This window comes from Mycobacterium sp., from assembly GCF_046330795.1.
Classification (GTDB): Bacteria; Actinomycetota; Actinomycetes; order Mycobacteriales; family Mycobacteriaceae; genus Mycobacterium.
The window spans coordinates 208209-229399 of the sequence record NZ_JAXLSA010000004.1 but is presented as its reverse complement, the minus strand read 5'-3'; the positions used below and the strand labels follow the sequence as shown (position 1 = coordinate 229399).

The following is a 21191-nucleotide window of genomic DNA, read 5'->3' as shown; positions in this document are numbered from 1 at the left end:
AGTGCTTGGTAGGTTAGCCTACAGGGATGGAGGAGGTCCAGAAGTTCCGGGCGGAGGTCCGCGAGTGGCTCGCCGACAATCTGGTCGGCGAATTCGCAGAGCTGAAAGGCCTCGGCGGGCCGGGACGTGAGCACGAAGCGTTCGAGGAACGCCGGGCGTGGAACCAGCATCTGGCCAAGGCCGGGCTGACGTGCCTGGGGTGGCCGGTCGAACACGGCGGGCGCGGCCTGTCGGTGGCCCACCGGGTGGCCTTCTACGAGGAATACGCCCGCGCGGACGCCCCCGACAAGGTCAACCACTTCGGTGAGGAGCTCCTCGGCCCGACGCTCATCGCATTCGGTACGCCCGAACAGCAGCAGCGCTTCCTGCCGCGCATCCTCGACGTCACCGAGTTGTGGTGCCAGGGCTATTCCGAGCCCAACGCCGGCAGCGACCTGGCCAACGTGTCGACCACCGCCGAACTGGATGCGGAGGGTCAGCAGTGGCACATCACTGGGCAGAAGGTGTGGACGTCGCTGGCGCACTGGGCGCAGTGGTGCTTCGTGGTGGCCCGCACCGAGAAGGGCTCCAAGCGGCACGCCGGTCTGTCGTATCTCCTGGTGCCGCTGGATCAACCGGGTGTCGAGGTCCGGCCCATCGTCCAGCTGACCGGTGACTCCGAATTCAACGAGGTGTTCTTCGACGACGCCCGTACCGACGCCGATCTGGTGGTCGGCGCACCCGGCGATGGCTGGCGGGTTGCCATGGGCACGCTGACCTTCGAGCGCGGGGTTTCCACGCTGGGCCAGCAGATCCGTTATGCGCGTGAGCTTTCCGGCATCGTGGCGCTGGCCCGCGACAACGGCAGCATCGACGACCCGCTGATCCGGGAGCGGCTGACCCGGGCCTGGGTCGGGCTGCGAGCCATGCGGTCGTACGCCCTGGCCACCATGGATGTCGAGAAGCCGGGCCAGGACAACATCTCGAAGTTGTTGTGGGCCAATTGGCATCGGGACCTCGGCGAGCTCGCCATGGACGTACTGGGCAAGGCGGGCCTGCTCCGCGACGGCGAATCCCACGACTTCAATGAGTGGCAGCGGCTGTTCCTGTTCTCGCGCGCCGACACCATCTACGGCGGATCGAACGAGATCCAGCGCAACGTCCTCGCCGAGCGAGTGCTCGGCCTGCCGAGAGAGGTAAAGGGATGACCGACCTGGCACAGGTTCCCGAAGAGATCGAGGGACACGGACTCCTGACCGGCAAGGTGGTGGTCGTGACCGCCGCCGCCGGCACGGGGATCGGTGCGTCGACCGCGCGCCGGGCGCTGCTCGAAGGAGCCGACGTCGTCGTCTCCGATCATCATGAGCGCCGCCTCGGCGAGACGCGCGAGCAGCTGGAGAGCCTGGGCCTGGGCCGGGTGGAGAGTGTGGTCTGCGACGTGACCTCCACCGCGCAGGTCGATGCGCTGATCTCCTCGACCACCGCGCGGCTGGGCCGGTTGGACGTGCTGGTCAACAACGCCGGTCTCGGTGGGCAGACGCCGGTGGTCGACATGACCGACGAGGAATGGGACCGGGTGCTCAACGTCAGCCTCACCTCGGTGATGCGCGCGACGCGTGCCGCGCTGGCCTACTTCCGCGACGCCGGCCACGGCGGCGTCATCGTGAACAACGCCAGCGTATTGGGCTGGCGCGCACAGCATTCGCAGTCCCACTACGCCGCCGCGAAGGCCGGCGTGATGGCGCTGACCCGGTGCAGTGCCATCGAGGCCGTCGAGTACGGCGTGCGGATCAACGCGGTGTCCCCCAGCATCGCCCGGCACAAGTTCCTGGAGAAGACGTCGTCGTCGGACCTGCTGGACCGGCTGTCGTCGGACGAGGCATTCGGCCGTGCCGCCGAGCCGTGGGAGGTCGCCGCAACCATCGCCTTCCTGGCCAGTGACTACTCCAGTTACCTGACCGGCGAGGTCATTTCGGTGTCGAGTCAACGCGCGTAATGACGTGACCAGACGCGACGAACTGCTGGAGCTGGCCGCGGCGATGATGGCCGAGCGGGGCCTGCGCGCCACCACGGTGCGCGACATCGCCGATGCTGCGGGAATCCTGTCCGGCAGCCTCTACCACCACTTCTCCTCCAAGGAGGAGATGGTCGATGAGGTGCTGCGCGGGTTCCTGGACTGGCTGTTCGCGCGGTATCAGGAGATCATCGACACCGAACCCAATCCGCTGGCCCGGCTCGAAGGCCTGTTCATGGCGTCCTTCGAGGCCATCGACACGCGGCACGCGCAGGTGGTGATCTACCAGGACGAGGCCAAGCGACTCTCGGCGCAGCCCCGGTTCGCCTACGTCGACGAACGCAACCGCGAGCAGCGCAAGATGTGGCTCGATGTCCTCGATCAGGGCATCAAGGAGGGCTGTTTCCGGCCGGACCTCGACGTCGATCTGGTGTACCGGTTCATCCGCGACACTACGTGGGTGTCGGTGCGCTGGTATCAGCCCGGTGGCCCGCTGACCGCCCAGGAAGTGGGCCGGCAGTACCTCGCGATAGTACTCGGGGGAATCACGAATTCCCCAAAAGAGCAGTGAGCAAAGGAGATTGGTAATGGCTGAAGCGTATGTGATCGACGCCGTGCGGTCCGCCGTCGGCAAGCGGGGCGGCACCCTGTCCGGAGTCCATCCGGTGGACCTGGGCGCCCTGGGCTGGCGCGCGATCTTCGAGCGCAACGACGTGGATCCCGCGGCGGTCGACGACGTGGTGGCCGGCTGCCTGGACACCATCGGTCCGCAGGCGGGCAACATCGCCCGGCTGTCCTGGCTGGCCGCGGGATTCGACGAGGCGGTGCCCGGTGTCACCGTCGACCGACAGTGCGGGTCGAGCCAGCAGGCCATTTCCTTTGGCGCCCAGGCGATCATGTCGGGAACCGCCGACCTGATCCTGGCCGGCGGCATGCAGAACATGAGCGCGATCCCGATCAGCTCGGCGATGACCGTCGCCGAGCAGTTCGGCTTCACCTCGCCCACCAACGAATCCAAGTTGTGGCTGGAACGCTATGGGGATCAAGAGATCTCGCAGTTCCGCGGATCCGAACTGATCGCCGAGAAGTGGGACCTGTCCCGTGAGGACATGGAGAAGTACTCGCTGCGCAGCCATGAGCGGGCCTTCGAGGCGATCAAGGCCGGGCATTTCGACAACGAGATCTTCACCGTCGAGACCGAGCACGGCCCGTTCCGGGTCGACGAGGGCCCGCGGGAGTCCTCACTCGAGAAGATGGCCGGCCTGAAGACCCTGGTCGAGGGCGGTCGGCTGACCGCGGCGATGGCCAGCCAGATCTCGGACGGCGCCAGCGCGGTGCTGCTCGCTTCGGAGCAGGCCGTCAAGGATCACGGTCTGAAGCCGCGGGCCCGCATCCATCACATCAGCACCCGTGGCGCCGACCCGGTGTTCATGTTGACCGGTCCGATCCCGGCCACCCAGTACGCACTCGAGAAGACCGGCCTGTCGATCGACGACATCGACACCGTCGAGATCAACGAGGCGTTCGCGCCGGTGGTGATGGCCTGGCTGAAGGAGACCAAGGCCGACCCGGCCAAGGTCAATCCCAGCGGCGGTGCGATCGCCCTCGGCCATCCGCTCGGCGCCACCGGCGCCAAGCTGTTCACCACGATGCTGAACACGCTCGAGCGCACGGGCGGCCGCTACGGCCTGCAGACCATGTGCGAGGGCGGCGGCACCGCCAACGTCACCATCATCGAAAGGCTGTAGTAAGGCTCCAGAACTGCCGCTCGTGCGAGCAGGTCAGTGGTCGTGCAGCACCACGCCGCGGATGTTCTTGCCGGCCCGCATGTCCTCGTAGCCCTCGTTGACCTCGGCCAGCTTGTACTCGTGCGTGACGGTCTCGTCGAGCAGCAGCTTGCCCTCGCGGTAGAGGCTGAGCAGGCGCGGGATGTCGGCGCGCGGATTGGCCTCGCCGTAGAGGCTGCCCAAGAGGCGCTTCTGGAACAGCGTGAACATCATCATGTTCAGGGTCGGCGTGGAGTCGGCCATCCGGCCCAGGGCGGTCATCACCACCGCGCCGCCCTTGCGGACCAGGTTCGCGGCGTCCTCGAGCATCGCGCCCTCCAGCAGGCCGACCGTGAGGATCGACGAATCGGCCATCACGCCCTTGGTCAGGTCGGCGACCAGCGCCATGGCCTCCGGCATGGACGTGACGAAGTGCGTGGCGCCGAACTCCGTTGCCTTGGCCCGCTTGCTCTCTATGGGGTCGATGACGATGATCTTCTCGGCCCCGGCCAGCCGGGCGCCCTGGACCGCGCCGCTGCCGATGCCGCCCAGGCCGATCACGACGACGGTGTCGCCGGGCGATACGTCGGCGGTGTTGACGGCCGAGCCCCAGCCGGTGGTGACGCCGCAACCCAGCAGGCAGGCCCGGGACAGCGGCAGGTCGTCGTCGATCTTGACGATCGATGCCTCGGGCACGGTGCCGTACTGCGAGAAGGTTCCGACGAACGCCATGACACCGACGTTCTGGCCACGGGCCCGGCGCCGGTGGGTGCCGTCGGCCTGGGTGCCCGCCATGATGAGCGCACCGAGGTCACACAGGTTCTGATGCCCGGTCGAACAGAACCGGCAGCGGCCGCAGGCCGGCAGGAACGACGCCACCACGTGATCGCCGGGTTTGAGACCCTGCACTCCGGGGCCGACCTCCTGGACGATGCCGGCTCCCTCGTGGCCGCCGATCATCGGCAGCGGGGCGGGCAGGTCGCCGGTGCGGATGTGTTCATCGGAGTGGCACAGTCCGGTCGCCTCCCACGAAACCAGCACCTCGCCGTCCTGCGGGGGGTCGAGGTCGATCTCCTCGACCTCCCAGTTGCCACCGAACTCCCAGAGGATTGCGGCATTCGTCTTCATCGGTGATCTCCTCATCGCTTGGCTCCCCACCGGAGTCTAGGAAGTGCTCCAGCACGAATCCGGGTTTCTCCGAGATCGGTACGCTGCCGGCGCTCGCGCTAGATTCACACGGTGCATGCTGCCGGCCGCCGCCGAGTTGGTGGGATCGTGGCGGCCCTCGCGATGACGACGGCGTTGACGCAGTGTGCGGACCCGCCGCAACCGTCACCGGCCACGCCGTCCAGCGCCGCGATGGTGACCGTTGCGCCGCCGTCCGTGCACCCGGTCACCGCGGGCGAACTCGGCGCCAGCTGGCATCCCGGGTGCCCGGTCGGCCCGGCACAGTTGCGCCGAGTCGAGCTGACGTATGAAGGCTTCGACGGTGCGCCACATCGCGGCGAACTGGTGGTGCACCAGGATCGGGTCAGCGAGATCGAGCAGGTGTTCGCCGAGCTATTCCGGCTGCACTTCCCGATCGCGAAAATGCAACTGCCGCAGAACTATCCTGATGCGCAGGACGAGCTCTCGATGGAGGACAACAACACCTCGGCGTTCAACTGCCGCGGGATCCCCGGATCATCGAGCTGGTCGCAGCACGCGTACGGCCGGGCGGTCGACGTCAACCCGCTGCTGAACCCGTCGGTGCACCAGGACGGGTGGCTCGAGCCCAGCACCGCGGAGCGCTATCGGGATCGCGCTCGCACCGATCCGGGGCTGCTGCATGACGGCGACGCGGCCGTGCGGGTGTTCACCGACCGCGGTTGGACCTGGGGCGGGCACTGGCGGAATCCGAAGGATTACCAGCACTTCGAGCTGCCGGCGCCGGGGTGAGTGTGCACAGGAGTCCGCGCACGGGCGGCGTGTTGCGGACCAACACGCACGCTCGCCGAGCTAGGTGATGTGCGCGGTGGCCGCGCGCAGGTGTGCGACGGCCTCGGCGACGATCGCGGGCACCAGCTCCGCGCACGACGGCAGATCGTCCAGGATGCCGGCCACCTGTCCCGACGCCAGCACACCGGCATCGGTGTTGCCCTCCACCAGTCCGGCCTTGAGCAGCATCGGGGTGTTGGCCGCCATCACGACCTGCGACCAGGTGAGATCCTTCCCGTGCCGCATGGCCATGCCGTCGCGGATCATCGACCGCCATGTCATGCCGGTCATCTTCTTGAACTTCTGCGCGTTGCCGATTGCCGCGGTGAAACCGCGTACCCGCGAACCGCTTTCGAGCTTCTCGACCAGTCCGGTCCGCAGGACGCGGTGGGGCATGCCGTCGACGCGCGTGGACACGACGGTGCCGTCCAGGGCCGCGCCGAGATAGCGCTGCTTGACCTCGTCGGGGACCGTGGAGTCCGAGGTGAGCAGGAACCGGGTCCCCATGGCGACGCCCGCGGCGCCGTACGACAGGGCGGCGGCCAGTCCGCGGCCGTCGAAGAAGCCGCCGGCCGCGATCACCGGCATCCCGGTATCGGCGACGGCGTCGAGCACCGACGGCAGCAGCAGTGTGGTCGCGACGGGACCGGTGTGACCGCCACCCTCGCCGCCCTGCACGATCACGGCGTCGGCTCCCCAGCCGGCCACCTTCTTGGCGTGTTTGGCGGCGCCGACGGACGGAATGACAACCACGCCAGCGTCTTTCAGGCGCGCAATCAGATCGGGCTTGGGAGCCAGGGCGAAGGAGGCAACCTTGACGCCTTCGCGGATCAGGAGGTCGACACGGTCGTTCGCGTCACCGGCGTCGGCGCGGATGTTGATGCCGAACGGCTTGTCCGTGGCGGCCTTCACCTTGCCCACCGCGGTGCGAAGCTCGTCCAGCGTCATGGTCGCCGACGCCAGGATTCCCAGGCCGCCGGCGTTGGAGGTGGCGGCCACCAGGCGGGCGCCGGCCACCCAGCCCATGCCGGTCTGCACGACGGGATGCTCGATGCCGACCAGTTCGGTCAGCGGCGTGCTCAGTGATCCCCCGGGTCGCGGCGCTCCTGCCCCCTGCGACGCTGAACTCATATCTTGACCTCTTTGTCCCGCAACGACTTCGGGTCGATCGACCGGAGCAGTTCGAGCTCGGCGCTGCTGGGCAGCCGGGTGGTCTCGGCGGTGTCCAGGCCAGCCACCTCGAAGGAGGTGTTCTCGGCGACCTGATCGGCCTCGACCCCGGGGTGCAGCGACAGCGCGCGCATCGTGTGGTCCGGGCCGTTGAAGTCGAACACCCCCAGGTTGGACACCACCCGGTAGACGTCGACGAAGCGGTACGCGGGGTTGTCGGGATCCACCTTGTCCCAACCGATTCCGGAGACGATGTCCACCGAGTCGCAGAACACCCGCGTGGAGTGGTTGCCGACGAAGTAGCTGGTGGCGTGGTTGATGGTGTTGCCCGGCGCTCCGCGCACCCCGAACATCTGTCGGGTCGGATGCTGCGGCGGCCCGAACGCCGACAGGTTCTGGTTGCCGAACCGGTCGATCTGGTTGGCGCCCATCACCACATGGCGACGGCCCCAGGCCAGTGTCTCGAACACCCGGCCGAAGGGCATCCAGCCCTCGATGGCCGCGGGCGCGCCGATGGCCGGGGTGTCGGCGATCAGCCGGGCCTCCCCGTCGGTCAGCACGATGTCGGGGGAGAACGAGAGCCTGGCCAGCCGGGCCCCGATGGACACGATGGTGGTCATGGGGGAGACCATGATCTCGCCGGCGTCGCGGAACAGTTCGGCACAGGCGACGGCGCAGACGTCACCGCGGCTCACGGAAATCACTTGGACGCCTCCTGATCAGCCTTGAACTTCCGGACGGCCGCCTGGTAGTCGGCCTCGCTGCCGGACAGGTACGTGGACACGAACTCGGCCCAGGTGTCGTCGGAGCCGGCCGCCTCGGCGTAGTGCCGCTGGAACTTCTCGTCGCGCCGGTAGTCGGGTTCGTTGGTGGTGAAATGCGCCCCGTTGGGGGCCTCGACCACGGTGTCGACCATCATCCGGTTGACCAGAAGTTGCTGCGGGACAACTGATTTGACCAATTCGTCGGTGGGCACCACCTTTTCCACCGAGAGCAGCCGCCGCCGCGCCGACATCAGGAACAGATCGTCGAAGTACGGGTCGATGCCGGTGTATGCGGCGTTGCCGGACTCGTCCCCGAGGTTCAGGTGGCACAGGGCGACGTCGAGGTTCAGCGCGGGCATCGCGATCAGTTCCTCGTACCCGTCGCCGGTGGGGTAGGGGGAGCGCACCGTCTTCAGTTCGTCGCCCCAGAACGCCCGCACGTCGCTGCCCAGGCCGGCCCGGATCGGCAGGAACGGCAGTCGCTGGGCCGCGGCCTGCAGGCCGCAGCGCAGCATGCCCTCGTCCATCTCGCGGGCCTCGATGGCGCCGGTGGTGCGGGCCTTGGCGAACCACGGGTCGTAGAACGGCGGCGAGTCCAGCGAGACGAAGCCGTAGTAGACCTTCTTGACCTTGCCGGCCGAGCACAGCAGGCCCAGATCCGGTCCGCCGTAGGTGACGACGGTCAGGTCGGTGACGTCGGTGCGCAACAGCGCCCGGATGAACGCCATCGGCTTGCGCCGCGAGCCCCAACCGCCGATGCCGATGGTCATCCCGCTCTCGACGGCGGCGACGGCCTGGTCCAGAGTTGTTCTCTTGTCGGTCATTTGGCGTCGGAGCCCTTCGAAGTGCCGGCAAAGGCATCGCGATGCTCGTCGGAGACACCCGCGAGATTGAGCTCGAAGGTGAAACCCTGCTCCATCCGGTACCGCGCGGTGACCGGCTGGATGTCGATGAAGTTCAGCGCCTCCTTGGCGGCCCGGATCACCCGGGTGTCCTTGGATGCGATGTCGCGGGCCACCCGCAGTGCAGCCTCGTCCAGATCGGCGTGGGGCACCACCTCGTGCACCGAGCCGAAGTGGTGCAGCGTCTCGGCATCGACGGTGGCCGCGGTGAAGAACAGCCGCCGCATCATGTGCTGGGGCACCAGCCGGGACAGGTGGGTGGCCGCACCCAGTGCGCCGCGTTCGACCTCGGGCAGGCCGAACTTCGCGTCGTCGGAGGCGACGATGACGTCGGCGTTGCCGACCAGGCCGATGCCGCCGCCCACGCAGAATCCGTTGACCGCCGCGACCACCGGCACCGCACACTCGTAGACCGCGCGGAAGGCTTCGTAGCAGCCCCGGTTGGCGTCGATCAGGGCGGTGAAGCCCTCGGTGTTCTGCATCTCCTTGATGTCGACGCCGGCGTTGAAGCCGCGGCCCTCGGCCCGCAGGATCACCACGTGCGTCGAGAGATCGCGGCCGGCGGCGGTGATGGCGTCGGCCAGTTCGAACCAGCCCCGGGACGGGATGGCGTTGACGGGCGGATAGTCGACGGTGACCGAGACGATGCCCGGTTCGACGGTCTTGGTGGTGATCGGCATGGATTCCTCGTCGCTACTGGGGTGGCTACCTAAGCAAGCACTTGCTTGGTACGCTAGCACAGTGACCGCAGCCGCTGACAGTGCTGAGATGAACGACGAACCGGCGATCAACCTGCAACTGGCCGGCCGCGTGGTCCTGGTCACCGGCGGGGTACGTGGGGTCGGAGCCGGCATCAGTGCCGTGTTCGCCGCCCAGGGCGCAACCGTCGTGACCTGCGCCCGGCGCCCCGTCGACGGACTGCCCTACGAATTCCATCCCTGCGATGTGCGCGACGACGCCTCCGTGGAGGCACTCATCGGCGCCGTCGTGGACGAGCACGGCCGGCTGGACGTCGTGGTCAACAACGCCGGCGGATCGCCCTACGTGGCGGCGGCCGCGGCATCGGCGAAATTCAGCGCCAAGATCATCGAGTTGAATCTGCTGGGGCCGCTGTCGGTTTCGCAGCACGCCAATGCCGTCATGCAGACCCAGGACACCGGTGGGACGATCGTGAACATCTCGAGCGTCAGCGGCCGCCGGCCGACCCCGGGCACCGCGGCCTACGGTGCCGCCAAGGCCGGGATCGACAACCTCACCGCGACGCTAGCGGTCGAGTGGGCGCCGAAGGTCCGGGTGAACTCCGTGGTGGTGGGCATGGTCGAGACCGAGCAGTCCGAGCTGTTCTACGGTGACGCCGAATCGGTGGCGGCGGTGGCCGCCACGGTCCCCCTCGGCCGGCTCGCCAAGCCGGCCGACATCGGTTGGGCCGCAGCGTTTCTGGCCTCCGGTGCGGCGTCCTACATCAGCGGCGCCACCCTCGAGGTCCATGGCGGCGGCGAGCCACCCACCTACCTGGAAGCCTCCAGTGCCAACAAATGAGGAGAGAAATGGGATTGCTTGACGGCCGCGTGGTCATCGTCACCGGAGCCGGCGGCGGTATCGGCCGCGCCCACGCCCTGGCCTTCGCCGCCGAGGGCGCCCGGGTGGTGGTCAACGACATCGGTGTCGGCCTGGACGGCTCTGGAGCCGGGTCGGCGACAGAAAAGGTGAGTGCTGCCCAGGGTGTGGTCGACGAAATCACCGCTGCCGGAGGCGAAGCCGTGGCCAACGGGTCCAACGTCGCCGACTGGGCGCAGGCCGAGGCCCTGATCCAGACCGCCGTCGACTCCTTCGGCGGCCTGGACGTGCTGGTCAACAACGCCGGCATCGTGCGTGACCGGATGTTCGTCAACGCCACGGAGGATGAGTTCGACGCCGTCACCGCCGTGCATCTCAAGGGGCACTTCGCCACCATGCGGCATGCCGGCGCCTACTGGCGCGCCAAGTCCAAGGCCGGTGAGGCGGTGGACGCCCGCATCATCAACACCAGCTCCGGCGCCGGACTGCAGGGCAGCGTCGGTCAGGCCACCTACAGCGCCGCCAAGGCCGGCATCGCGGCCCTGACGTTGGTGGCCGCCGCGGAGATGAGCCGCATCGGCGTCACCGTGAATGCGATCGCGCCGTCAGCGCGCACCCGGATGACCGAGACCGTGTTCGCCGACATGATGGCCACCCAGGGGCAGGACTTCGACGCCATGGCGCCCGAGAACGTCTCACCCCTGGTGGTGTGGCTGGGCTCGGTTTGGTCCCGCGACGTCACCGGCCAGGTCTTCGAGGTCGAAGGCGGCAAGATCCGCGTCGCCGAGGGCTGGGCCCACGGCCCGCAGATCGACAAGGGCGCGCGCTGGGATCCGGCCGAGCTCGGACCGGTGGTCAGCGACCTGCTGAGCCAGGCGCGCCCCGCGGTGCCGGTCTACGGAGCCTGAGTTCGCTCAGGCGGCCGCATCCTGGGTGTGGTCGGTAGCGACGGAAGTCGCTGCGGTGGAATGGGTTTCATTCGCCGTGGTGTCCTCGGCCGGCGTGCTGGCCGACGAGGCGTCGGATTCGGACTGATCGTCCTTGGTCGCGACGTCGGCGTCCGCGGCAGCGTCGGCGTCGGCGTCGGCGGCTTCGGTATCGGTCTCGGCGGCTTCGGTGTCGGTTGCCGGGGTGCCGGTCTCCTCGGCCGGGTCCTCCGCCTCCGTCAGGTCCTGGTCCGCAACCTCCGCCGTGGTGGCCTCGGTGGTGGCCGGGGCGGCGGATTCGGTCTGCTCCACGGCCGTCGGCGTCGGCTCGGCGGTGGCGGTGGCAGTCGCCGGTTCGGCCCCGGCCACCGTGGTGCCGGACGTCACGGCGAGCGGAGTGGCGACAGCTGGCGTGACGTCGGCCGAGGCCGGATCGGGCACGGCCGCGAGTCGCGCGGCCGGCTCGGGGGCCGCCTCGACGGCGGCGGTCGACACCCCGGACGTCGTGGTGGGCTTGAAGATCTCGTCGATGAGGTTCTTGGCCACCGAGACGACGAAGTCGATCGGCGACAGGCCGAGTTTGATCGCCGCCTTGATCAGCGCATCCGCCGCTTCGAACAGGTTGCCGCTGTCGAATGCGTGGTTGACGGTGTAGATGGCCTCCTGCGGGGCGACGATGAGGTCCCGCACATCGACGAACAGCTTCATCAGCAGCGACGGTTCGGCGGCGACCTCGATGCCGTCCCAGCTCACCAGCTTCCAGCCGTCCTCCGGGTTGCCGTTGATGACCACCACCGACGTGTTGTTCAACTGGTGGCTGAACAGCAGGAAGAGGTCGGGGTTGTCGACGTTCATCAGGGTCCAGAACATGATCGTGGCGCCGTGCGAGAACACCACGGGATTCTGGTTGCCGCTGTCGTAGATGTCCTGGATGGCATCCGCGACGCGATGCTGGAAGACGTTTCCGTCGGAGTCCGTCGAGCCGGGCATGGTGGCGAATCTCAGTCCGAGCGTCCACAGCAGCGGAGTGGCCGCGTACCCGAGGCGACCCCACCCGTCGTCCTCCGAGGATCCCTCGTAGACGCCCGCGTCGATCTCGTGCAGACCTGGCAACACCGTGATCGACTTGCCCAGCAGGTCGGCCAGCGGTTGGGCGGTCTCCTGTGTGCGGATCATGTCCGACGCATAGATGCCGTCGTAGCCGTTGCCGGCGAGCGCGTCCCGGATCGCCTGGGCCTGCGCGAGGCCGACCGGATCGGACAAATGAGGACCCGGAACCTTGGTATCGATCACGCCGTCGGCGTTCGCCTGCGATTCGGCGTGCCGGACGAATGTCACCGTGATACTGGTGGCGGCCAGTGCCGACGCCGCAAACACCAACGCCGCCGTCAGGACGGCCAGGAACGTTGTTGCAATAGCTAACGCTGAACGATGCATACCCCGCATCTAGGAAACCGTAAGCAAATTCTCGGGAAGCGGTGCGCTTTCGGTGAATTTACTTGGCCCAGCTACCGAAATCGCCGCTGTCAGGCCGGATCACAGATGACGATCGGGATCTTGCGGTTGGTGTAGGACCGGTAGTTGACGAAGTCGGGGTACATGGCGTCGAGCTTGGGCCAGTACAGGTCGCGTTCGGCGTCGGTGGCATCGCGCGCGGTCAACTCGACGGTGCCCTTCTTGCTCTGGAACTTGACCCGCGGGTCGGCCACGAGATTGAGGTACCACATCGGGTTGGTGGCCCGGCCGCCCTGGGAGGCCACCAGCACGATGCGGCTGCCCTCCTGCAGGAAGAGCAGCGGGCTGTCCCGCGGCTGGCCGGACTTGCGGCCGGTGGTGGTCAGGATGCCGACCTCGGCCCCGCGCAGGAACTTGTTGCCGAGCTTGCCGCCGGACGCCTTGAACAACCACGTCTGTGCCTTCGACATCCACTTGATCGCGGTGCCGGTCGATTTCGCGTTGAGCCGTTCAACCTGCTTGGGGCTCAGCGGACGGGGAGTGTCGGCCATGGCGGGAACCTATCTAGCGTGTGATGCGGGGCCGGATGGTGGCCCGGATGTGGTGGATCAGGCCGTCGGTGGCCGGGATGGTGAACGTTTCATCGACGTGCGCGCCGATCCCCACGCCGGCCACGGCGGGTTTGGTCGCGAGATCGAACAGCACTCGGACCTCGTCACCGGTGACCGTGGCCTGCCGAACCTCGACCGACTTGATCAGCCGGAACTGCGGCCCGCGATTCAGGCTGCGGCGCAAGTGATCTCCGGAGAACCCGGTCTTCAGACCGTTCTCGACGCGGGTGCACCCCGGGGCGAACGCGACGTCGTCGCCGTGATGGGACACCAGAGCGTCGATGTAGGCACGCGCAACGGCGATCCGTTCGGCGTCGGTCAGCTGGGCGGTCGGGGCCATCAGATGCGTTCGATGATGGTGCCGGTGGAAAGAGCACCGCCGGCGCACATGGTGATCAGCGCGGTGGACTTGTCGCTGCGTTCCAGTTCGTGCAGGGCGGTGGTGATCAGCCGGGCGCCGGTCGAGCCGACCGGGTGACCGAGCGCGATCGCGCCGCCGTTGACGTTCACCTTGTCCATGTCCGCGTTGTGCACACTGGCCCACGACAGCACCACCGAGGCGAACGCCTCGTTGATCTCGGTCAGGTCGATGTCGCCCATCTTCATCCCGGCCTTCTCCAGAACCCGCGCGGTGGACTGGACCGGGCCGTCGAGGTGGTAGTAGGTCTCGGAGCCGACGTTGGCCTGCGCCACGATCCGGGCGCGCGGCTTCAGGCCGAGCGACTTGGCCACATCGCTGTCCATCCACAGCACCGCCGCCGCGCCGTCCGAGATCTGCGACGAGGTACCCGCGGTGTGCAGCGCGCCCTCCATCACGGGCTTCAGGCCGGCGAGGCCCTCGAGCGTGGTCTCGCGCAGGCCCTGGTCCCGGCTCACCATGTGCCGCTCGGCGGTGGGCTGCTTGTTCTCGTCGATCACGGGTGCCTCGATCGGGGAGATCTCCCGGTCGAACCGGCCCTCGGCCCAGGCGCGGGCGGCCTTCTGCTGCGAGGCTAGCCCGAACGCGTCCAGGTCGGCGCGGGTGATGCCGCGGCGCTGGGCGATCCGCTCGGCGGCCTCGAACTGGTTGGGCATGTCGATGTCCCAGGACGAGGCGCGGATCACCGAGCGGTCCGGGCCGGCGTTGGCGCCCAGGCCCACGCGGCTCATGGCCTCGATGCCGCACGCGATGCCGATGTCGATGGCCCCAGTGGCGATCAACCCCGCGACGAGATGATTGGCCTGCTGGGCGCTGCCGCACTGGCAGTCCACCGTGGTGGCGCCGACGTGCTCGGGCAGGCCGGCCGTCAGCCAGCCCACCCGGGTGATGTTGTTGGACTGCTCGCCGTACTGCGTGACGCAGCCGCCGATGAGCTGCTCCACGGAACCGGGATCGATCCCGGCCTTTTCCACGACGGCTTTCTGGACGGCGCCCAGCAGCTCGGTAGCGTGCAGACCGGACAGCCAGCCGCCCCGTTTGCCGATCGGGCTGCGGGTGGCTTCGACGATGACAGGGTTACCCATCCAGCCAGGCTAGAACACGTTTCAGTACGATGACAAGCGCCGACGCTGCTCACAACGTCCTCGGACCTTTGATCTGCGGTGAAGCCGTGTTTCAATGGTCGCCAGCACGGTCCGAGAACAACTAGACCACGTTGTTTCTAGGCTGTAATCAGTGAGTACGAATACCGACTTGGAGGCTGACCATGGGCCGCACGAACATTCCGGATGACTTCGACTTCCTGGACGCCGACCTGAACCTGAAGGGGCTTCCGGTCGAGGAACTCGCCGAGCTGCGCCGGGCCGAGCCGATCCACTGGGTCGACGTACCCGGCGGCACCGGCGGGTTCGGTGACAAGGGCTACTGGCTGGTGACCAAGCACGCCGACGTCAAGGAAGTGTCCCGGCGCAGCGACGTGTTCCTCAGCTCGCCGGACGGAGCCATTCCGGTCTGGCCGCAGGAGATGACCCGCGATGCCATCGACCTGCAGCGCAGCGTCCTGCTCAACATGGACGCCCCGCACCACACCCGGCTGCGCAAGATCATCTCGCGCGGATTCACCCCGCGCGCCATCGGTGCGCTCAAGGACGAACTCGCCGCGCGGGCGCAGAACATCGTCAAGGCCGCGGCCAGCGAGGGCTCCGGCGACTTCGTCGAGCAGGTCTCCTGCGAACTCCCGCTGCAGGCCATCGCCGAATTGCTGGGCGTTCCGCAGGACGATCGCGACAAGCTGTTCCGGTGGTCCAACGAGATGACCGCGGGCGAGGACCCGGAATACGCCGGCGTCGATCCCGCGATGTCCTCGTTCGAGGTCATCACGTACGCCATGAAGATGGCCGAGGAGCGCGGCAAGAACCCGACGGACGATATTGTCACGCAGCTCATCCAGGCCGACATCGACGGCGAGAAGCTGTCCGACGACGAATTCGGATTCTTCGTCATCATGCTCGCGGTGGCCGGCAACGAGACATCGCGCAACTCGATCACCAACGGCATGATCGCCTTCTCGCAGAACCCGGAGCAGTGGGAGCTCTTCAAGCGTGAGCGTCCGGACACGGCGGTCGACGAGGTGATCCGTTGGGCCACACCGGTTTCCGCGTTCCAGCGGACTGCCAGCGAGGACACCGAGCTGTCCGGCGTGCAGATCAAGAAGGGCCAGCGGGTGGTGATGTCCTATCGGGCCGCCAACTTCGATGACGAGGTGTTCGAGGATCCTTACACTTTCAACATCTTGCGCAACCCCAATCCGCACGTCGGGTTCGGCGGAACCGGGGCGCACTACTGCATCGGCGCCAACCTGGCCCGGATGACGGTCGGTCTGGTGTTCAATGCGATCGCCGACAACATGCCCGACCTGAAGCCGATCGGCGAGCCCGAACGGTTGAAGTCGGGCTGGCTCAACGGCATCAAGCACTGGCAGATGGACTACAGCGGTAACCAGGCCTGAGTTCGCTCACCAGTCGATCAAGGAGGATCGGTGGACTTCACCCTGGACGAGGGGCAGCAGGCAGTTGCCGACGTCGTCGCTTCGGTACTCGGGCGAGACGGTGCTCTCGAACCGGAGAACACCTGGCAGGCGCTGGTCGACGGCGGCGTGACGGCGCTCGGCGTTCCCGAACGGCTCGGCGGTGACGGTGTGGGATTGGCGGAGATCGCCACCGCACTCACCGAGATCGCCCGGCGGGGCGCCATCAGCCCCGCGCTGGCGACCCTGGGTCTGGGCCTTGTTCCGCTGCTCGATCTGGCGACCGATGCGCAACAGGATCGCTATCTCGCCGGGGTGCCCGGTGGTGCGATCCTGACCGCGGCCCTCGATGAGCCCGGCACGGCGCTACCCGAGAGACCGCAGACATCACTGTCCGGTGGCCGGCTGAACGGTACCAAGATCGCGGTGCCATATGCCGAGCGCGCGGCGTGGCTGGTGGTGAGCACCGACTCCGGCGTCGTGGTCGTCTCACCACAGGCTGCGGGCGTGACGCTGACCAGGACACCGTCGTCCAACCATTCCGATGAGTACGTGGTGTCCTTCGCCGATGTTGCCGTCGCCGCCGACGATCTGCTCGACGGTGCGACCGTGCGACGGCTCAATCAGTTGGCACTCGCGGCGATCGGTGCGTTCGGCGCGGGCCTGGTGGCCGGCGCGCTGCGGCTGACCGCCGACTACGTGGCCACCCGTGAGCAATTCGGCCGGCCGCTGTCGACGTTCCAGACGGTGGCTGCGCAGCTCGCCGAGGTCTATATCGCCTCGCGCACAATATCGTTGGTGGCCACATCGGTTGCCTGGCGGTTGGCCGAAGGGCTGGACGCCGACGAGGACCTCGAGATCCTCGGTTACTGGTTGACGTCGCAGGCGCCACCGGCGATGCGGGTCTGTCATCACCTACACGGCGGGATGGGTATGGACATCACCTACCCGATGGACCGCTACTACTCGTCGATCAAGGATCTGACCCGGCTGCTCGGTGGTCCTTCGGTTCGGCTGGACCTGGTGGGAGTCTGAGTGTTCATCGATCTGACGCCCGAGCAGCGGGCACTGCAAGCCGAACTGCGGCAATACTTCTCGACCCTCATCACGCCCGATGAGGCGGCGGCAATGGAGTCCGACCGGCACAACGAGGCCTACCGTGCAGTGATCAAACGGATGGGTAGCGACGGAAAGCTGGGTGTCGGCTGGCCCAAGGAGTACGGCGGCCTGGGATTCGGCCCGGTCGAACAGCAGATCTTCATCAACGAGGCCAATCGGGCCGATGTGCCGCTGCCGCTGGTGACGTTGCAGACGGTGGGCCCGACCCTGCAGGCCTACGGCACCGAGGCGCAGAAGAAGAAATTCCTGCCCGGGATCCTCTCCGGCGACATCCATTTCGCGATCGGCTACTCCGAGCCGGATGCCGGTACCGATCTGGCCTCGCTGCGCACCAGCGCCACCAAGCACGGCGACGAGTGGGTGGTCAACGGCCAGAAAATGTGGACCACGGGCGCGCACGATGCCGATTACATCTGGCTGGCCTGCCGTACCGATCCGAATGCCGCCAAGCACAAGGGCATTTCGATCCTGATCGTCGACACCAAGGATCCGGGCTACTCATGGACCCCGATCATCCTGTCCGACGGTGCGCACCACACCAACGCCTCGTACTACAACGACGTCCGGGTTCCGACCGACATGCTGGTCGGCGAGGAGAACGGCGGCTGGAAGCTGATCACCACCCAGCTGAACCACGAGCGGGTTGGTCTTGGGCCGGCCGGCCGGATGGCGGGCATCTACGAGAAGGTGCACACCTGGGCCGCCAAGCCCGGCAGCGACGGTGTCACTCCACTGGAGAATGACGACGTCAGAAGGCTTCTCGCGCAGATCAAGTCGATCTGGCGGATCAACGAACTGCTCAACTGGCAGGTGGCCGCATCCGGTGAGACCATCGCCGTCGCCGACGCCTCGGCCACCAAGGTCTTCTCCACCGACCGGATCCAGGAAGTGGGGCGTCTTGCCGAAGAGATCGTCGCGCGGTGCGGGAATGCGGCCGATCCGGAGACCGGTGAGCTGCTGGACTGGCTGGACAAGATGACCAAGCGCAATCTGGTGATCACCTTCGGCGGCGGTGTCAACGAGGTGATGCGCGAGATGATCGCGGCATTCGGGCTGGGTGTTCCGCGGGTGACGCGATGAGCGATCTGCAGGCCGGCATCGAAGCGTTGAAGGCCTCGGGCAGCAGCACGCCGCGGCTGGGTCGCTTCCCGGTCAACGGGCCCATGGTGGAGCACTGGCTCGACGCGATCGGCGACAAGAATCCGATCTACGTCGACGAGGCGGCCGCGGTCAGCGCCGGGCATCCGGGCGTGGTCGCACCGCCCGCCATGATCCAGGTGTGGACCATGGTGGGCCTGGGCGGCGTCCGGCCCGATGACGATCCGCTGGGCAAGATCATCGAGTTGTTCGATGCCGCAGGCTATGTCGGCGTGGTGGCCACCAACTGCGAGCAGACCTATCACCGGTACCTGGTGCCCGGTGAAGAGGTCAGCATCGCCGCGGAGATCACCGATGTCGTCGGGCCCAAGCGGACCGCCTTGGGCGAGGGCTACTTCATCACCCAGAAGATGACGTGGACCGTCGGCGAGGAAGTCGTGGCCGAGATGATGTGGCGGATGATGAAGTTCATCCCCGCCGACCAGTCCGTCGATGGCTCGGCCGTGCCGGAGGATCTGGACCCCGACAAACTGATGCGGCCCGCCGCGTCGCGGGATTCGAAGTTCTTCTGGGACGGCGTGGACGCCCACGAGTTGCGGATCCAGCGTCGTCCCGACGGGACGTTGCAGCACCCGCCGGTGCCGGCGCTCTGGCAGGACCACACCGCGCCCATCGACTACGTGGTGTCCTCGGGCAATGGCACGGTGTACAGCTTCGTGGTGCACCATGCCCCCAAGGTGCCCGGTCGGACCCTGCCGTTCGTCATCGCGCTGATCGAACTCGACGAGGGTGTTCGGATGCTCGGCGAGCTCCGTGGCGTCGACCCGGCCGCGGTGGAGATCGGAATGCCGGTCCGCGCAACGTATATCGACATCCCCGAGTCGGCCACCGGCCCGGCCTGGACGCTGTATGCATGGGAGCCCACCGCGTGAGCACGCCGACCGTGGGCACCAGGCTGCCCGAACTGAAGATCTACGGCGACCCGACGTTCATCGTCTCGACGGCCATCGCCACGCGTGACTATCAGGACGTCCATCACGACCGGGACAAGGCGCAGGCCAAGGGGTCCAAGGACATCTTCGTCAACATCCTGACCGATACCGGTCTGGTGCAGCGCTTCCTGACCGATTGGGCAGGTCCGAACGCCGTGGTGAAATCGATCGGACTGCGTCTCGGGGTGCCCTGGTACGCATACGACACCGTCACCTTCACCGGCGAGGTCACCGCGGTCGACGGTGACGTGGTGACCACCAAGGTCGTTGGCAGCAACAGCCTGGGCGATCATGTGATCGCCACCGCGACACTGACGATGGGTAACTAGGATGCTCTCCGGGAAAGCTGCCATCGCCGGCATCGGTGCCACCGATTTCTCCAAGGACTCCGGCCGTAGTGAGCTGCGGCTGGCCGCCGAGGCCGTACTGGACGCGCTGGACGATGCGGGTCTGGCTCCGTCCGACGTCGATGGTCTGGTGACCTTCACCATGGACTCCAACACCGAGCAGGCGGTGGCGAGAGCCGCCGGCATTGGTGAGTTGAAGTTCTTCTCGCAGATCCATTACGGCGGTGGCGCGGCCTGCGCCACGGTCCAGCAGGCCGCCATCGCGGTGGCCACCGGGGTGGCCGATGTCGTCGTCGCCTACCGGGCCTTCAATGAACGCTCCGGCATGCGGTTCGGTCAGGTCCAGACCGCCCTGGCGGGATCGGTTGGTGCGACGGCGAATTCGACGCAGGCCGACAATGCGTTCTCCTATCCATTCGGCCTTTCCACCCCGGCAGCACAGGTGGCGATGATCGCGCGCCGCTACATGCACGCGTCCGGTGCGACCAGCCGGGATTTCGGTGCGATCTCGGTGGCCGACCGGCGGCACGCCGCGACGAACCCGAAGGCGTACTTCTACGAGAAGCCGATCACCATCGAGGACCACCAGAATTCGCGGTGGATCGCCGAGCCGTTACGCCTGCTGGACTGCTGCCAGGAGACCGACGGCGCGGTGGCGATCGTCGTCACCACGGCGGAGCGCGCCAAGGATCTGAAGCACCGGCCGGCGGTCATCGAGGCCGCTGCGCAGGGCTCCGGCGTCGACCAGTACACGATGGTCAGCTACTACCGGCCCGAGCTCGGGCTGCCGGAGATGGGCCTGGTGGGTGATCAGCTGTGGGCGCAGTCCGGCCTGAAGCCCACCGACATCCAGACCGCCATCCTCTATGACCACTTCACCCCGTTCACCCTCATCCAGCTCGAGGAACTGGGCTTCTGCGCCCGTGGTGACGCGAAGGATTTCGTCGCCAACGGCGCCATCGAGATCGGCGGCCGGCTGCCGATCAACACCCACGGTGGACAGCTCGGCGAGGCCTACATCCACGGGATGAACGGCATCGCCGAAGGTGTCCGGCAGCTGCGCGGTACATCGGTCAATCAGGTCGACAACGTCGAGCACGTCCTCGTCACCGCGGGCACCGGCGTGCCGACATCGGGTCTGATTCTGGGCCGAGGGGCCCAGTAGGGGCCCGGATCCTCGTTCGCGACGGCCGTGGACTGCACCAATTTTTGCGGTTCTGGCAAACATTAGCTGGGATGCGCATAGCGCTCGAAGCCGAATCGATCAAGTGTGCCAGACCAGGCCGCCTGATCGCGAAGTCTGGCTAAATATGCAGATAGAACGGGTCAGCTAGGCGATATATCGAATCGCCGAGGTTGCGGTTCGGCCCCCCCGTTGGGCCCTCGCTGAGGATATGGCCCGCTACCAACTGGTATGGCAAATCTTTTCCTGGCCAAAAAATTCATCGCTGGATCACTAGTAAAACTGCTGATCGACGCCCACAATATGTTCTATCGCGGGGGCGAGGGCGCTTGAATCTTTGAGTGGGGTTGGGTATGAGAGGTTCACCCTGGACTGGGTCGGGACCA

General features: G+C 67.1%; 22 protein-coding genes. 13 read left to right on the top strand and 9 right to left on the bottom strand.

Translation table 11 applies throughout. From position 1 onward, the window contains the following. The first annotated feature begins 26 nt into the window (after window positions 1-26). The 4 genes from ipdE1 to fadA6 are packed head-to-tail and all read left to right on the top strand — an operon-like array spanning window position 27 to window position 3741. Window positions 27-1187, top strand: coding sequence for an acyl-CoA dehydrogenase IpdE1 (gene ipdE1, locus U0R18_RS15570; protein ID WP_526369946.1), 1161 nt, complete (start codon window positions 27-29; stop codon window positions 1185-1187). Then, window positions 1184-1975, top strand: coding sequence for a (5R,7aS)-5-hydroxy-7a-methyl-1-oxo-2,3,5,6,7,7a-hexahydro-1H-indene-carboxyl-CoA reductase (gene ipdF, locus U0R18_RS15565; RefSeq protein WP_526369944.1), 792 nt, complete (start codon window positions 1184-1186; stop codon window positions 1973-1975). The genes ipdE1 and ipdF overlap by 4 nt, the downstream gene beginning before the upstream one ends. Window positions 1976-1979: 4 nt before the next feature. After that, window positions 1980-2564 carry a TetR family transcriptional regulator KstR2 gene (gene kstR2, locus U0R18_RS15560; RefSeq protein WP_526369942.1) on the top strand — a complete coding sequence of 195 codons (585 nt, stop codon included), beginning with the start codon at window positions 1980-1982 and terminating at the stop codon, window positions 2562-2564. Window positions 2565-2580: 16 nt separating this feature from the next. Further along, window positions 2581-3741, top strand: coding sequence for a steroid 3-ketoacyl-CoA thiolase FadA6 (gene fadA6 / locus U0R18_RS15555; protein ID WP_526369940.1), 1161 nt, complete (start codon window positions 2581-2583; stop codon window positions 3739-3741). A 33-nt stretch (window positions 3742-3774) separates the two neighbouring features. On the opposite strand, the gene U0R18_RS15550 is transcribed toward fadA6, so the two are convergent. Beyond that, the gene (locus tag U0R18_RS15550; protein ID WP_526369938.1) at window positions 3775-4887 is read right to left on the bottom strand and encodes an NDMA-dependent alcohol dehydrogenase; all 1113 of its coding nucleotides are present in this window, start codon (window positions 4885-4887) and stop codon (window positions 3775-3777) included. Between the two features lie 162 nt (window positions 4888-5049). On the opposite strand from U0R18_RS15550, the gene U0R18_RS15545 reads away from it, so the two are divergent. Then, window positions 5050-5697: a M15 family metallopeptidase gene (locus U0R18_RS15545; RefSeq protein WP_526370410.1), complete on the top strand. Its 648-nt coding sequence runs from the start codon at window positions 5050-5052 to the stop codon at window positions 5695-5697. Window positions 5698-5757: 60 nt separating this feature from the next. Here the strand turns inward: U0R18_RS15545 and ipdC are convergent, their stop codons facing one another. From ipdC to echA20, 4 genes are read right to left on the bottom strand one after another with little or no spacing between them, the layout of a single operon-like run. Further along, entirely contained in the window at window positions 5758-6867 is a 1110-nt protein-coding gene (ipdC, locus tag U0R18_RS15540) for a (3aS,4S,5R,7aS)-5-hydroxy-7a-methyl-1-oxo-octahydro-1H-indene-4-carboxyl-CoA dehydrogenase (protein ID WP_526369936.1), read from the bottom strand. Continuing rightward, window positions 6864-7610, bottom strand: coding sequence for a cholesterol ring-cleaving hydrolase subunit IpdB (gene ipdB, locus U0R18_RS15535; RefSeq protein ID WP_526369934.1), 747 nt, complete (start codon window positions 7608-7610; stop codon window positions 6864-6866). The genes ipdC and ipdB overlap by 4 nt, the downstream gene beginning before the upstream one ends. After that, on the bottom strand, window positions 7607-8494 hold the full coding sequence (gene ipdA / locus U0R18_RS15530; RefSeq protein ID WP_526369932.1) for a cholesterol ring-cleaving hydrolase subunit IpdA: 888 nt from the start codon (window positions 8492-8494) through the stop codon (window positions 7607-7609). The genes ipdB and ipdA overlap by 4 nt, the downstream gene beginning before the upstream one ends. Then, entirely contained in the window at window positions 8491-9252 is a 762-nt protein-coding gene (echA20, locus tag U0R18_RS15525; protein WP_526369930.1) for a (7aS)-7a-methyl-1,5-dioxo-2,3,5,6,7,7a-hexahydro-1H-indene-carboxyl-CoA hydrolase, read from the bottom strand. Before echA20 ends, ipdA begins: the two co-directional genes overlap by 4 nt. An 88-nt stretch (window positions 9253-9340) precedes the next feature. On the opposite strand from echA20, the gene U0R18_RS15520 reads away from it, so the two are divergent. Next, window positions 9341-10111, top strand: a complete 771-nt coding sequence (locus tag U0R18_RS15520) for an SDR family oxidoreductase (RefSeq protein WP_526370408.1) — start codon at window positions 9341-9343, stop codon at window positions 10109-10111. Window positions 10112-10119: 8 nt separating this feature from the next. Further along, on the top strand, window positions 10120-11037 hold the full coding sequence (locus U0R18_RS15515; RefSeq protein ID WP_526369928.1) for an SDR family oxidoreductase: 918 nt from the start codon (window positions 10120-10122) through the stop codon (window positions 11035-11037). Window positions 11038-11043: 6 nt separating this feature from the next. On the opposite strand, the gene U0R18_RS15510 is transcribed toward U0R18_RS15515, so the two are convergent. The 4 genes from U0R18_RS15510 to U0R18_RS15495 all read right to left on the bottom strand — a co-directional run bounded on the left by U0R18_RS15510 (window position 11044) and on the right by U0R18_RS15495 (window position 14624). Then, complete coding sequence (locus U0R18_RS15510; protein WP_526369926.1) at window positions 11044-12492, bottom strand: histidine phosphatase family protein; 1449 nt, start codon at window positions 12490-12492, stop codon at window positions 11044-11046. Window positions 12493-12581: 89 nt separating this feature from the next. Next, on the bottom strand, window positions 12582-13061 hold the full coding sequence (locus tag U0R18_RS15505) for a nitroreductase family deazaflavin-dependent oxidoreductase (protein ID WP_526369924.1): 480 nt from the start codon (window positions 13059-13061) through the stop codon (window positions 12582-12584). Between the two features lie 13 nt (window positions 13062-13074). Further along, complete coding sequence (locus tag U0R18_RS15500) at window positions 13075-13461, bottom strand: DUF8021 domain-containing protein (RefSeq protein ID WP_526369922.1); 387 nt, start codon at window positions 13459-13461, stop codon at window positions 13075-13077. Then, on the bottom strand, window positions 13461-14624 hold the full coding sequence (locus U0R18_RS15495; RefSeq protein WP_526369920.1) for a steroid 3-ketoacyl-CoA thiolase: 1164 nt from the start codon (window positions 14622-14624) through the stop codon (window positions 13461-13463). The genes U0R18_RS15500 and U0R18_RS15495 overlap by 1 nt, the downstream gene beginning before the upstream one ends. Before the next feature lie 182 nt (window positions 14625-14806). On the opposite strand from U0R18_RS15495, the gene U0R18_RS15490 reads away from it, so the two are divergent. From U0R18_RS15490 to ltp2, 6 genes are read left to right on the top strand one after another with little or no spacing between them, the layout of a single operon-like run. Then, a complete protein-coding gene (locus tag U0R18_RS15490) occupies window positions 14807-16048 on the top strand; it encodes a cytochrome P450 (protein WP_526369917.1) in 1242 nt (413 codons plus the stop codon). A gap of 30 nt (window positions 16049-16078) precedes the next feature. After that, window positions 16079-17101 (top strand): acyl-CoA dehydrogenase family protein, encoded by a 1023-nt coding sequence (locus tag U0R18_RS15485; protein WP_526369915.1) that lies wholly within the window; start codon window positions 16079-16081, stop codon window positions 17099-17101. Beyond that, window positions 17102-18265, top strand: a complete 1164-nt coding sequence (gene fadE29, locus U0R18_RS15480; protein WP_526369913.1) for an acyl-CoA dehydrogenase FadE29 — start codon at window positions 17102-17104, stop codon at window positions 18263-18265. After that, window positions 18262-19215, top strand: a complete 954-nt coding sequence (locus U0R18_RS15475) for an OB-fold domain-containing protein (protein WP_526369911.1) — start codon at window positions 18262-18264, stop codon at window positions 19213-19215. Before fadE29 ends, U0R18_RS15475 begins: the two co-directional genes overlap by 4 nt. Next, window positions 19197-19604 carry a MaoC family dehydratase gene (locus U0R18_RS15470; RefSeq protein WP_526369909.1) on the top strand — a complete coding sequence of 136 codons (408 nt, stop codon included), beginning with the start codon at window positions 19197-19199 and terminating at the stop codon, window positions 19602-19604. Before U0R18_RS15475 ends, U0R18_RS15470 begins: the two co-directional genes overlap by 19 nt. A 1-nt stretch (window position 19605) precedes the next feature. Then, window positions 19606-20787, top strand: a complete 1182-nt coding sequence (ltp2, locus tag U0R18_RS15465) for a 17-hydroxy-3-oxo-4-pregnene-20-carboxyl-CoA lyase (RefSeq protein WP_526369907.1) — start codon at window positions 19606-19608, stop codon at window positions 20785-20787. Window positions 20788-21191: the final 404 nt, after the last annotated feature.

Bases quoted from the DNA above. Each gene is read 5' to 3' on its own strand.
- ipdE1 (WP_526369946.1), top strand. From the start codon at position 27: ATGGAGGAGGTCCAGAAGTTCCGGGCGGAGGTCCGCGAGTGGCTCGCC.
- ipdF (WP_526369944.1), top strand. From the start codon at position 1,184: ATGACCGACCTGGCACAGGTTCCCGAAGAGATCGAGGGACACGGACTC.
- fadA6 (WP_526369940.1), top strand. From the start codon at position 2,581: ATGGCTGAAGCGTATGTGATCGACGCCGTGCGGTCCGCCGTCGGCAAG.
- U0R18_RS15550 (WP_526369938.1), bottom strand. From the start codon at position 4,887: ATGAAGACGAATGCCGCAATCCTCTGGGAGTTCGGTGGCAACTGGGAG.
- U0R18_RS15545 (WP_526370410.1), top strand. From the start codon at position 5,050: ATGACGACGGCGTTGACGCAGTGTGCGGACCCGCCGCAACCGTCACCG.
- ipdC (WP_526369936.1), bottom strand. From the start codon at position 6,867: ATGAGTTCAGCGTCGCAGGGGGCAGGAGCGCCGCGACCCGGGGGATCA.
- ipdA (WP_526369932.1), bottom strand. From the start codon at position 8,494: ATGACCGACAAGAGAACAACTCTGGACCAGGCCGTCGCCGCCGTCGAG.
- echA20 (WP_526369930.1), bottom strand. From the start codon at position 9,252: ATGCCGATCACCACCAAGACCGTCGAACCGGGCATCGTCTCGGTCACC.
- U0R18_RS15520 (WP_526370408.1), top strand. From the start codon at position 9,341: ATGAACGACGAACCGGCGATCAACCTGCAACTGGCCGGCCGCGTGGTC.
- U0R18_RS15515 (WP_526369928.1), top strand. From the start codon at position 10,120: ATGGGATTGCTTGACGGCCGCGTGGTCATCGTCACCGGAGCCGGCGGC.
- U0R18_RS15510 (WP_526369926.1), bottom strand. From the start codon at position 12,492: ATGCATCGTTCAGCGTTAGCTATTGCAACAACGTTCCTGGCCGTCCTG.
- U0R18_RS15505 (WP_526369924.1), bottom strand. From the start codon at position 13,061: ATGGCCGACACTCCCCGTCCGCTGAGCCCCAAGCAGGTTGAACGGCTC.
- U0R18_RS15500 (WP_526369922.1), bottom strand. From the start codon at position 13,461: ATGGCCCCGACCGCCCAGCTGACCGACGCCGAACGGATCGCCGTTGCG.
- U0R18_RS15495 (WP_526369920.1), bottom strand. From the start codon at position 14,624: ATGGGTAACCCTGTCATCGTCGAAGCCACCCGCAGCCCGATCGGCAAA.
- U0R18_RS15490 (WP_526369917.1), top strand. From the start codon at position 14,807: ATGGGCCGCACGAACATTCCGGATGACTTCGACTTCCTGGACGCCGAC.
- U0R18_RS15475 (WP_526369911.1), top strand. From the start codon at position 18,262: ATGAGCGATCTGCAGGCCGGCATCGAAGCGTTGAAGGCCTCGGGCAGC.
- U0R18_RS15470 (WP_526369909.1), top strand. From the start codon at position 19,197: ATGGGAGCCCACCGCGTGAGCACGCCGACCGTGGGCACCAGGCTGCCC.
- ltp2 (WP_526369907.1), top strand. From the start codon at position 19,606: ATGCTCTCCGGGAAAGCTGCCATCGCCGGCATCGGTGCCACCGATTTC.